The organism is Kribbella sp. C-35 (assembly GCF_046549195.1).
Taxonomy (GTDB): Bacteria; Actinomycetota; Actinomycetes; order Propionibacteriales; family Kribbellaceae; genus Kribbella.
In genome coordinates this window covers 162,575-174,791 of sequence record NZ_JAJPWG010000007.1, presented here as the reverse complement: position 1 = coordinate 174,791, position 12,217 = coordinate 162,575, and the positions used below count along the sequence as shown (strand labels likewise).

Here is a 12,217-nt window from a genome sequence, read left to right as displayed (position 1 = left end):
GATGCTCACCCGAAAGACCTTCCTCAAACTGACGGCAGGCACCACGCTCGCGTCTTCTCTCATGCCATCTGTTGCCGAGGCAAGTCCATTGGATCCCGGCCCTGGCTGGGGTCACGTCGGCGAGATTCTTCGGAACACGCAGCCGCCGCGGTTTCAGGCTCGTGACTTCTCCATCACCGCGTTCGGGGCGGTTGCCGACGGCACTACCCTCGCCACCGACGCGATTGCGAAGGCGATCGACGCCTGTCACCGCTCCGGCGGCGGGCGCGTCGTCGTACCGGCCGGCACCTTCCTCACCGGCGCGATCCACCTCAAGTCCAACGTCAACCTGCACGTCTCCGACGGCGCGACGCTGCTCTTCAGCACCGACCCCGCGCAGTACCTCCCGGTCGTGCTCACCCGCTTCGAAGGCGCCGAGTGCATGAACTACTCGCCGCTCATCTACGCCCGCAACTGCGAGAACATCGCCGTCACCGGCAACGGCACGCTCGACGGCGGCGCGTCCTGGGACAACTGGTGGTCCTGGGTCACCCCGTCCGGGCCGGACGCCCAGGCGCTACATCAGATGGCGACGGACGGCGTACCGGTCGAGGACCGCGTGTTCGGTGACGGCCACCACCTGCGCGCCGCGTTCATCGAGACCCAATCCTGCCGCAACGTACTGATCGAGGGCGTCACGATCCTGCGGTCGCCGTTCTGGGAGGTGCACCCGGTGCTGTCGCGCAACATCACCGTGCGCGGCATCCACATCGACAGCCGCGGCCCGAACAACGACGGCATCGACCCGGAGAGCTCGCAGTACGTGCACATCCAGGACTGCGTGCTCGACTGCGGTGACGACTGCATCGCGATCAAGTCCGGCCGCGGCGCCGACGGTCTGCGGGTGAACGTGCCGTCGGAGAACATCCTGATCGAGAACTGCACGCTGAACATCCGGTACGGCGCGATCACGATCGGCAGCGAGATGACCGGCGGCGTCCGCAACGTGTTCGTCCGCAACTGCACGATCGGCAGCCCGAACCTGTACTTCGGCCTGTACATCAAGACGAACTCGGTCCGCGGCGGCTTCGCCGAGAACATCTACCTGCGCGACCTCGACATCTCGAACCTGACCAAGGAAGTCGTCTCCTGCAACTTCTACCGCAGCGAGGGCGACGTCGGCCCGCTCACGCCGCGGGTGCGGAACGTCGAACTGCGCAACGTCACCGTCGGGCACGCCCGGAATGCGTTCTCGATCTTCGGGTACCCGCGGTCGCCGATCCAGGACTTCCGGCTGATCGACTGCACGTACACCAGCATCGACGCCGCGAGCTCGATCCAGGACACCGAGCTGACGTTCCAGAACTTCCACGTCAATGGTCAGCTCATCACCGATCCGGCGCAGCTCACGTGACCGCCGGCTGGGCTGAAGCCGACCGCATCCTGGCCGACGTCCGACCGCCTGTCTTTCCTGCTGTCGATTTCCCGATCACCTCGTACGGCGCGGTGGAATGCGACGCCGGTGCGGGGATCGCGGCCGCCATCCAGGCCTGCCACGAGTCCGGTGGCGGGCGCGTCGTCGTACCGCCAGGCAAATGGCATACCAAGAAGATCCACCTGCTGTCGTACGTCGAACTGCACGTCAGCGAGGGCGCCACGCTGCTCTTCAGCACCGATCCGGCCGACTACCTGCCCGTCGTGGAGACCCGGTACGAAGGTCTCGAAGTGCTCAACCACTCCCCGATGATCTACGCGAACGGCTGCACCGACATCGCGATCACCGGCACCGGGACGCTCGACGGGCAGGGATCGTGGGACACGTGGTGGCAGTGGTTCCACGAGTGCGACGAGGACTTCAAACGACTCCGCGAGCAGAGCTGGTACGGCGTACCGCTGGCGGACCGTGATGCCGGCGACCGGCTGCGGTCGTCGTTCGTGCAGCCGTACAACTGCAGCAACGTGCTGATCGAGGGCGTGACCGTCGTCCGTTCACCGTTCTGGCAGATCCACCCGGTGCTCTGCCGCAACGTGACGATCCGCGACCTGGTCATCGACTCGCAGGGACCGAACAACGACGGCATCGACCTCGAGTCGTGCCGCTCGGTCGTCGTCTCCGGCTGTGTCATCGACGCCGGCGACGACTGCATCGCGCTCAAGTCCGGTCGCGAGGCGGACGGCCTGTGGGTCGACGTACCCACCGAGGACGTGCTGATCGAGGACTGCGAGCTGCGGGTCAAGTACGGCGCGATCACGCTCGGCTCGGACCTCACCGGCGGTATCCGCAACGTGTACGTCCGCAACTGCCGGATCGGTGGCCCGTACTTCGCCTTGTACATCAAGACGAATGCGGTCCGCGGCGGCTTCGTGGAGAACGTGTACCTGCGCGACATCACGGTCTCCGAGGTCTTGAAGGAAGTTGTCCAGTGCAACTTCCACCGCGGTGAGGGTGACGCCGGCCCGCTCACGCCGTACGTCCGGAACGTGGAACTGCGCGGGGTGACGGTCGAGCGCGCGCGCAACGCGCTGCTGCTCCGCGGCTACCGGAACTCCCGGATCGAGGACTTCCGGCTGGTCGACTGCACCTTCATCGTCGACCAGCCGAGCACGATCCACCACGCGGCTCTGTCCTTCGAGAACGTCACCATCAACGGGAAGTCAGTGAAGGATGTCCACCAAGTGCGCTGACCCTTACGGGAGATGCGCGCAGTGGGTGTCCAGGTCCCACAGGATGACCGACAGCGCGTACGGGCTGATCGTGTGGTCGCCGTGGGTCGCGTCCTCCAGCACCTCCCAGTGGCCGTTCGACTCGTTGCTCACCGCATCGGTCCCGATCACCGCGATCCGCTGCCGCACCGCAGCCTCGTACGACCGGTGCCCGACACCGTTGAAGCAGCACTCGTCGAACCGGTTGAGGATCTGGATCTGTCGCCGGTGCCGCCCGACCGAAGCGAGCGCGTAGAAGTCCGGGAAGTCGGCCAGCCCGTAGAACCCGGGCTGCACGTCCAGCCGCTGCTCCCAGTCGCCGCGCGTCGGGCTCGGCTTCGGCGACCCCGGCCGGACGAAGAACGGCAGCGAGCCGGCCGTCGGGTACGACCGGGTGATCCGCGTGTCCAGCGCCGGGTACACACTCGTCGCCCAGCCCCCGCCGGACAGCCCGATCATCTGCACCGACGACGGACGGTACGTCGCCTGCACGTAGTTCATCGCCACAGCCAACGGTGTGAGGAACAGTGCGAGCGGCGAGTACGTGTCCGAGGCCCACTGCGGCAGATCGTTGTGCGACGGCTGCAGCTGCTTGGTGGGGTCGGCCGGGTCCTGCAGCGTCTTCGGGTTCCAGTGGTAGAACGGCATCGCGAACAGCAGCACGGTGTACCCGTGGTCGAGTAGGCCCTGTGCGACGCGCTGCATCGTGTCCAGACCCTCGCCGTGCCCGTTGTGGTAGAACCCGACCCGCCGGTGCGTGCTCTGCGCCGGCTCGAGTACGAACACTGTGGCGACGTACCCGAACGGCATCGCCACGTCGAGCTTGTCGTAGCGCCGTACGCCGGTGAACTCGGGCAGCTCCGGTGGCACTCCGACGTTCCGCCGTACCGTCGGCAACCCGCTCGGCAGCACGCCGGTGTCCTTCCACACCTGTGCGACCAACTGCGGGCGCAGTGCGTCCGCGTCGGCGACGGTGTGGATCTTCATCAGTTCCTCGACGTCCACTCCGACGACGACCTGCGGAAGCGTCTTGTACGTCGCCGCGTGGGCAGCCGCGATCTCAGCGTTCACCGGCGCAACGGGCCGCGGCGCCGGATGCGGCTGCACACCGCCCGCCGGCTGTTCCGCCGCGGACGCATTGAGAGGCCAGCCTGTCGCGCTCACTGCGAGAGCACCTCCGAGCACGGTCCGACGGTTGACGTTCTTCATCTTGGATCACCTTTCGAGGCGGGGAACAACCGGGTGCCATCCGCCGAACACGAACGACGGGTCGCGCAGCCGCGCTGCCTCCTCGTCGCCGAGCTGCCGGGAGCACGCCAGTCGTGCGGTGGTGTCGAGCGGCTGACCGGCCAGGTCGGTGCTGTGGTACTCCCAGAACCGGACCTGGCCGGCGGCTGCGCAGTCGTTGGGGCTGGTGATCTGCCAGCCGGTCTTCTTCACGTGGCTGCCCATCGCGGAGTCGATGAAGACGGCCTGGCTGGTCGGGAACCGGCTGAGCTCGGCCCGGGCCAGGAACACGCTGTCGTCGGCCACCTCCGGCCCGCGGGTCAGCCGCACCCGCACGAAGATGTTGCCGGGCCCGTTGTCGATGTTGCGGACCTGGTTGTAGTAACCCTCATGCAGGGCCTTCAGCTCCGAGTCCTGCATGAACACGCCGCCGGTCCCCCAGACGAAGTCCACGTCGCCCTCGACGTAGCTGTTCGTCACGAAGGCCTGTCCTTGCAGGCGGAGGCTGTCCTGGTACCCGAGGATGCGGACCCGCGCCAGCACGATCCGGTTTCCGTTCCCGAAGAACGCCTCGGCCTGCGACCCGCGGTACGGCGTGAGGTTCTGCACGGTCACGTCCGTCATCGTGAAGTCGTCGGCGAAGACGCCCATCGCGGACCGCCAGCAGTTGAAGCGATCCGACTGCGGGATGACGCGGCGCTGACAGTACGACTGCTCGACCGGGACGTTCCCCATCGCGGAGTCGCCGTTGAGCAGGTTGTTGTTCGGGTACCCGATCACGGTCTTGCCGGCACCCGCACCGCGGATCGTGAGACCGGGCTTGGTCGGCGGCACCCAGACGAGCTCACGGTAGAGACCGGGCGCGACGTCGATCGTCGCCTGATGGCCCTCGCCCACGAAGTCGATCGCTGCCTGCACCGTGCAGAAGTCCTTGCCACGTCCTACGGTCAGACGGCCATCGTTCTGAGGATCCTGTCGGGTGCGGATCCGCCAGCCGTCGGCCTTCGTGATCCCCGGGTCGCCTTGCACGAACCCGGGATCGACAGTCACGTAGTACACCTGGCCAGCTTTCAGCCGCTGGTGCGGGTAGATCGTCACGGTCTTTTTGTCGACCACGATCGCCTGGTACGTCCACGTGTGCAGCTGGCCGTAGTCCGTGCGGGCGTCTCCGACAGTCCGCTGGTACGACGTGAGGTCCGCCAGGCTGATCGTGTCGACGACGTCACCGTTCGCCGCGTGGATGGTGAGTTTGCCGGTAACACCGAGGCGGACCGGTCCCTGGTAGGTGAGGCTGAGCGGAGTGTCCGAGCAGGTCGCGTCCTCCTTCGGGGCGAGTTTCGGCGTACCGCTGGGGCCGGTGGACCAGCCGGTCAGATGTTTGAGCACCGCGGTGAGTTTGGTCGCTGCCACCTGGTGACCTTGGACGTTCGGGTGCGTGCTGCCGTTGAAATCGGCCGGCCCGAGCCAGCCCGTCGTGTCGACGTACACGATGCGGCGGTCCTTCGTCGCCGCAACCGCAGCCTTGATATCGTCGGCGTGCGTGCCGTTGAAGGGGCGCAGGGCAACGATCAGCGCCCGCGGGTCGGCCGCGCGGATCTGCCGCAGGTAGGCCAGGTACGCCGGGGTGAACTCGGCGCTCGCCGACGCCGCGTCGTTCGTCCCGAAGTTGACGACGACCGCGCCGGGGTCGAAGGGTGCGGCCGGGAAGCCGGCGAGGTTCCAGCCGAACGACTCGGACGCCGTACCGACGTTGCCGTGACCTGGCTGGATGATGCCCTGCTTGCCGAAGCCGACCTGGTTGGTGTCCGCGCCGAACGCCTCCCCGACCAGGTGCGGGTACGCCTTGGTGCCGTCCGCGCAGTCGGTCCCGAGCTCGGCGCAGAGCGCCATCACGCCCTGCGTGATCGAGTCGCCGTAGAACTCGATGCGGTGTTCGGCGGTCGTCGGCAGCGGGATCAGCTTGGCGTCCGGGGCGAGTTCGATCTTCTCCAGGACGACACCGGTCTGCAGCGGGACGTTCCAGCGGTTCTCGTACTCGTCGACGTCCTTGACCACGATCTCCGCGGTGTGCGCGACCGTCGGGTCGAGATCGTCGGCGAACACCTTGTGGTCCGCGTCGGCCTTGTGCAGTACGGGCGCCTCGCCGTCGATCGCGACGTACAACTGGCCCGGGACCGTGATCGACGCGGTGTCGAGCAGCGCGCCGAGGTGCGAGCCGGTGAACCTCAGCCGGACCGAGGAGCCGGAGTTCACCGTGATCGCGACGTCGTCGTCACGGCCCCAGTGGCCGTCGAGCTCGATCCGCGGGTCGAACGGTCCGTACGTCGCCGGGTTCGCCGCTGTTGCTGTGGTTGCCGACATCGTTAAGAGGCCGGCTCCGGCGAGCAGGACCAGGCACAGACTCAACAGGCGATTTCGCACGGTGGTCTCCTCGCGCGGACCGCCGCAACAGAAGCCCGGGGCGGTGGGCGGGTAATCCTTTTCCTGGTTACCGTTGCAGCCCGGCGAGACGGCGTCAAGAGTTCGGTGGGGCAAATCGGGAAAAGGTTTACATCGGTCTGCCGGCAGCGATCTGCGCTGGGATCATGGTCCAATGGGCCGGTGAGACGGTATCGATCTTCGGAGGCGACGAGTGAGCGGGCTGCCCGTGCCACGATCCATGACGTGGCGCGGCTGGCCGAGGTGTCGACGGCGACCGTGTCGCGGGTGCTGAGCGGCGGCAAACCGGTGTCGGCGGAGGTCGCCGACCGAGTCCGCGTCGCCGCCCAAGACGTCGGCTACCGGCCGAACCCAGCGGCCCAGACACTGCTGCGCGGTAGCAGCCGGACCGTCGGCGTCGTCGTACCGGACCTCGGAAACCCGTACTTCGCAGAGATCCTCAAAGGTGTCGCCGCCGAAGCCGCCGCCACCGAGCATCACACGCTGGTGGCCGGCACCGACGAGGACCCGGAGCAGGAGTACCGGTCCGCGATCGAGCTCGCTCGCTGGGTCGACGGGCTGCTGCTGTGCGCTCCACGGATGAGTACGCCCCGCCTGCGCGAGGTTGCCGAAGCCGCGCGCCGGCTCGTCCTGATCAACCGGGTACTGCGGCATTCCGCGGTCGGCTCGGTCGTGGTCGACTACCACCTCGGCGTCCGCGCGCTGTGCGAACACCTCGCGTCACTCGGCCACAAGCGGATCGCCTACCTGCAGGGCCCGACCGCCGCGTGGTCCGATCAGCAACGCCAACGCGGCTTCCGCTCCCCGGAGGCGTCCGGTCTCACGATCTTCCGGGTGCCGTGCGGCTCGACGCTCGTCGACGGACGGGACGCGGTGGACGAGGCGCTGACCTACAAGCCGACCGCGATGATCTGCTTCAACGACCACGTCGCCGTCGGCGTCCTCAGCCGCCTGCGCGAACTCGGCCTCTCCGTCCCCGGCGCCATCTCCGTCGCCGGCATCGACAACGCCCCCATGAGCGCCCACACCGACCCCGGCCTCACAACGTACGCCGTCTCCACCGTCGAACTGGGCCGCCAAGCCTGGGAACGCTTCACCCCCCGAGTAACCACCGCCACCACGCACGTCCAAGGCGACCTGGTCATCCGCGCCTCCACCGCCCGCCCACCCAAACCCCGCCGCTGACCTCCTCCCCGGATACGAGGGGATATCCGTCGGCGTGGTGCCTTCTCCGTTGGTGTGCGAGGGGAGAACCCACAACACCAGGGGATATCCCCTCGGGAGTTGCTACCTCAGCCGGGACGCGGGGTGCGGGTGCGGGTTAGGCGGGGGTTTTGAAGTGGTAGGTGCCGGATCCGGTGCGGCAGATCGTGGTGTTGGGGTGGGGGGCGAGGAGGGTCAGGTCCTTCGACTGGGTCAGGGGGTGGCCGGATTCCTTGGTGGCGTTGGGGTTTGTGGTGGGGATGTGGATGGTGGCGTTGGCGCCGGGTGGGATGGTGACGTCGAGGGTGAGGGTGCCGTCGGACAGGTGCCAGCGGGTGCTGACTCGGCCGGTGGGGGTGTCGTACGACGCTTCGGCCCAGTTCAGGCGGCCGCCGGGGCGGGGTTTGATGACGAGGTCGCGGAAGCCGATGGACTCGGGCGACTGGCTGATGCCGGCGACGTCGCCGTACAGCCACTCGCCGACCGAGCCGAGCGAGTAGTGGTTGAACGAGTTCATGGCGACCGGCCCGAACCCGTTCTCCTCCGTCCACCCGTCCCAGCGCTCCCAGATGGTCGTCGCGCCGTGCTTGATCGAGTACCCCCAGGACGGGTACCGGTCGTCGTGCAGCAGGTCGTACGCCAACTCGGCGTACCCGTACCTGGTCAGGATCGGGCACAGCAACGCCACCCCGGCGAACCCGGTCGTCAGCGATCGCCCGCGCAGCTCGAGATCCGCAACCAGATGCTTCACGGCGGTCTGCTCGGCCTGCTCCGGCAGCAACCCGAACGCCAACGGCAACAGGTACCCGGTCTGAGTCTCCCCGCGAACCTTGCCCTCGGCATCGACGAACTCCGCCACGAACGCCGCCGCGATCTTCTCCCGCAATTCGCCGTACGCCGCTGCCTCGTCTGCCAGCCCGAGCACCCGAGCGGCCGCCGCCGTGAACTCCACGCTCCGCGCGAAGTAGGAGGTCGCGAGCACATCCCGATCGGTCCGTACGCCGACCTGCAGCCAGTCGCCGTAGTGACCGCTCGTCCGGTGCCGCCAGATCAGGTCGGGGTTGGCGCGGCGCACGTAATCCACCCAGCGCCGCATCACCGGCCACGCGGTCCGCAGTACGCGCTCGTCGCCGTAGATCCGGTACAGCGTCCACGGCACGATCGCCGCCGCGTCGGCCCACGCCGGCGTACCGTGCCGGCCGGTGATGACGTGCGGAATCACATCCGGGATCGCGCCCTCGTCGGTCTGCGCCACCGCGAGATCCGCGAACCAGTTCTCGAAGAACGTCAGTACGTCGGCCTGGTACGCCGCCGTGGGCAGGAAGATCTGCGCGTCCGCCGTCCACCCGAGCCGTTCGTCGCGCTGCGGACAGTCCGTCGGAACGCTCACGAAGTTGCCCCGCTGCCCCCACCGGATGTTGCTGAGCAGTTGATTGACGCCCGGGTCCGAACACTCGAACCGCCCGGCGACCGGCGTGTCCGAGTGCAACACCCGCCCGGTCACGTCCTCCGCGGTCAGCTCACCCGGATAGCCGTCGACCTCGACGTACCGGAAGCCGTGCACGGTGAAGATCGGCTCGAAGAACTCCTCGCCCGCGCCGGCGCTGACGAAGTAGTCCGTGGCATCAGCCGTCCGGAGGTTGGCCGTGTACAACTCGCCGTCCGCCTGCAGCATCTCACCGTGCCGCAGCCGAATCCGGTCACCGGCTTGGGCGCCACGGACCCGCAACCGCACGCGACCGGCGACGTTCTGCCCGAGGTCGACGATGAAACGTCCTGGTTCGAGCGCGGTCACCGCAGTCGCCGCGATGTCCTCGGTCACCCGCACCGGGTCGGTCGTCGCGGCGATGAGCGTCGACACGTCACCGCCGAGATCACCGGCAGGCGCCCAGTCGCCGGCGTCGTACCCCGGGCTGGACCACGCGCCGAGCTCGTGCCTGGCGTCGTACGACTCGCCCATCAGCAGGTCGGCGAACCTGATCGGCCCGACGCGTTCGCCCCAGCGGCCGTCGGTCGCGACCACGGTCCGCGAACCGTCTGGATGATCGACGACGAGTTGCGCGAGCAGTTGCGGCTTCTTGCCGTAGTGGTGCGCGTGGCTGCGCGTGTCCCAGCCGACGTACCCGGACCACCAGCCCTCACCGAGGACGGCGCCGATCACGTTCTCACCCTCGTGCAACAGCGCGGTCACGTCGTACGTCTGGTAGGCGACGCGCTCGCGGTAGTCAGTCCAGCCCGGCGTCAGCTCGTCGTTACCGACCCGCTGACCGTTGGCGCTGAACTGGTAGAGCCCGTGCGCGGTCGCATAGACCCGCGCCCTGGTGACCGGTTGGGTCAGCTCGAACGAGCGCCGGTAGTAGCGCGGCGGCGCGATGGTTGCCTGCCGCACGGTCCGCGGCTCGACGCGGTCCACCGGCGGCTCGAAGTACGGATCGGTCTCGTAGTCGTGCTCGATCCAGTGCGCCTCCCACTCGTCCTCGTGGAACAGACCGGTCGCGAAGGTCGCCTCCGCACACGAGACCTCGCCGGCCGCGTCCCGCACCGAGAGCTGCCACATGTAGTCGGTCTGCGACGTCAACGGAGCACCACCGTGGTCGACGTACGTGTCCCGCTCGCTCCGCCACCCGCTGTCCCACACCTGTACGCCGTCGCGCACCACCTGCACGCGGAACGCCTCCTGCCGGTCGCCACGGGTCGGCGACGCCAACCGCCAGCTCAGCCGCGGTCGCACCGTACCGATCCCGAGCGGATCGACACGGTGCTCACAGCGCAGGTCGTACGCCGTCAGCGCCGTCGCACTCGGCAGCTCGGACAGCACCCAGTCACTTGTCACCAGGACCACTCCGTCTCGGGTCGGTGGAGCTCGTACTTGCGGAGGCCGCCGGCGTGTTCCGGGCGGTCGCCGTACATCGGGCGGGACCTGCCGGGCGGGTCGATCGCGGTCACATCGTCGCCGCGCCAAGTGGTCCGGAACTCGTTGCCGGCCGCAAGCTCCGTGGTGGTCTGCTCGACCATCGGGAACGTCACCGTGATGCGCTCCCCCGGCTGCGGCTTCGGAATCGACAGGTAACCGTCGGGCGCCCAGATCCGCTCGGCGCCGGTCCACTCGTTGGCCCCGCGCTGCAGCCTCAGCCGCGCGTACCCGGCCCAGTCGGGGATACGCACGCGGAGCTCGTCCATCGGCTCGTTGACGTGCAGCTCGACCTTGCCCTCGACCGGCAGGTGGCTGATGACGTCGACCGCGTGATGACCGCGCGTGAGCAGCAGGTTGACTCGCGTCACCCGATGGTCACCGGTGACGATGCTGTTCCACGCCCAGAACAGTCCGCGGACGCCAGAACCGACACAGCACGCCTGTACGTCGTTGGTGTGGCCGCGGCCCAATGGTACGTCGGACACGTAGTCGTTCGGAGCGCCGTACCCGCAGAAGGCACCGAGGACGCGCTCGCCCACGTCGACGTACGTCCGCCAACCGGGCTCGTCCTGTGAGCGGTCCGGCGCGGACTCCACCCAGCTGACGTCCTGCAGTTGCGACGCGGCCAAGTGGTTGCGGACGAAGCGCTCCACGACCGCCCAGTACTCAGTGAGCCCGCTGCCGGCCAGCGTCGTACCCAGGCCGATGAGGTCGACGAGTGAACAGGTCTCGTGCTCGTACTGCTGGTCGGCAAGGTCACCTGGTGTCCAGCCGAACCGGGTTGCTTCGCCGAGCACCCAGTCGTAGCTGCGGCGCACGAACTCGGTCAGCCCGTGGTCACCGGTGTGCCTGGCCAGCCGGGCCAGTCCTTCCAGCGTGCCGACCCGCGTGTGGAAGTGGCCGCTGCGGTACGCACGGGCCGGGTTGAAGCTCCCATCGGCGTTGAAGACACCGCTCTTCTCGACGATCAGCCGGGCGAACCACTCGCACAGCTCCAGTGCGTCGGTGTTGCCGGTCGCCTGGTGGTAGCGCAGTAGCGGCATGATCAGGCGGCCCGAGAACGAGGCGGGGTCGGGTGCGAGATGCAGGTCGATCGCGTTCGACGACGGCCAGCCGTCCTTCGTGTACTCCGACGCCGGGTAGAACCAGACGTCGCGCTCCTTGACGGCAATCCGTTTCAGCGCAGCCACCTGGCGGTCCGCGGCCTGCTGGGCCTGTGGATCGTCGGCGGCGACCACGGCGGTCGTCATGGCGAGCAGAGTGGCGCGCTGGTCGATCAGGTTGGCGTTCGGCAGCCAGTGGCCCTTGGGGTGCGCCTGACGGTAGGTGAGACCGTCGTCGGCGAGCAGTGCGAACAGCCGCTGCCGATAGCGGTCGGCGATCGTGTCCCAGCGCGGGTCCCAATCCTTGCCGCCGGTCATCTGGCGGGCCAGCAGGATCGCGTCGGTGAGCCGTCCGTGACTGGAGCCGTAGTCCCAGTCGCCGTGGTCCATGCGGGCAGGACGGGCCAGCAGGTTCGCACTGAAGAACGGGATGCCGTCCAGGTCGTCGTCGGCCAGGCCGGTCACCGCGTTCATCGCCAGCGCGGCCCGGTCCTCGAGCAGCAGAGTCGCAGGGATCGTCGCCATGAGGTAAACCTTTGCCTCCTGCGCCCGCGAAGTCAACCGGCTATCCACAGGCTGGCGGATCGGCCTTGTTTTCTTGAGGTTTACTGGCGGAGACTGGTCGAACCCCGAGCAAAGGAGAGGTCCG

Annotated in this window: 7 protein-coding genes; 3 read left to right on the top strand and 4 right to left on the bottom strand. The window is 68.0% G+C overall.

The genetic code is table 11. From position 1 onward, the window contains the following. The first annotated feature begins 1 nt into the window (after nt 1). Nucleotides 2-1,393 (top strand): glycoside hydrolase family 28 protein, encoded by a 1,392-nt coding sequence (locus ACLJOO_RS38405; protein ID WP_410792729.1) that lies wholly within the window; start codon nt 2-4, stop codon nt 1,391-1,393. After that, the gene (locus ACLJOO_RS38400; RefSeq protein ID WP_410792727.1) at nt 1,390-2,664 is read left to right on the top strand and encodes a glycoside hydrolase family 28 protein; all 1,275 of its coding nucleotides are present in this window, start codon (nt 1,390-1,392) and stop codon (nt 2,662-2,664) included. Before ACLJOO_RS38405 ends, ACLJOO_RS38400 begins: the two co-directional genes overlap by 4 nt. A 3-nt stretch (nt 2,665-2,667) precedes the next feature. Here ACLJOO_RS38400 and ACLJOO_RS38395 read toward each other — a convergent pair whose 3' ends face one another. Beyond that, nucleotides 2,668-3,891: a hypothetical protein gene (locus tag ACLJOO_RS38395; protein WP_410792725.1), complete on the bottom strand. Its 1,224-nt coding sequence runs from the start codon at nt 3,889-3,891 to the stop codon at nt 2,668-2,670. 6 nt (nt 3,892-3,897) lie between these two features. Then, entirely contained in the window at nt 3,898-6,330 is a 2,433-nt protein-coding gene (locus ACLJOO_RS38390) for a pectinesterase family protein (protein ID WP_410792723.1), read from the bottom strand. 180 nt (nt 6,331-6,510) lie between these two features. Between ACLJOO_RS38390 and ACLJOO_RS38385 the strand changes: the two genes are divergently transcribed. After that, entirely contained in the window at nt 6,511-7,533 is a 1,023-nt protein-coding gene (locus ACLJOO_RS38385) for a LacI family DNA-binding transcriptional regulator (protein ID WP_410792721.1), read from the top strand. 136 nt (nt 7,534-7,669) lie between these two features. Here the strand turns inward: ACLJOO_RS38385 and ACLJOO_RS38380 are convergent, their stop codons facing one another. Together ACLJOO_RS38380 and ACLJOO_RS38375 are read right to left on the bottom strand one after the other, a co-directional pair. After that, nucleotides 7,670-10,384 (bottom strand): family 78 glycoside hydrolase catalytic domain, encoded by a 2,715-nt coding sequence (locus ACLJOO_RS38380; protein ID WP_410792719.1) that lies wholly within the window; start codon nt 10,382-10,384, stop codon nt 7,670-7,672. Next, complete coding sequence (locus tag ACLJOO_RS38375) at nt 10,381-12,093, bottom strand: hypothetical protein (protein WP_410792717.1); 1,713 nt, start codon at nt 12,091-12,093, stop codon at nt 10,381-10,383. The genes ACLJOO_RS38380 and ACLJOO_RS38375 overlap by 4 nt, the downstream gene beginning before the upstream one ends. Between the last annotated feature and the right edge of the window lie 124 nt (nt 12,094-12,217).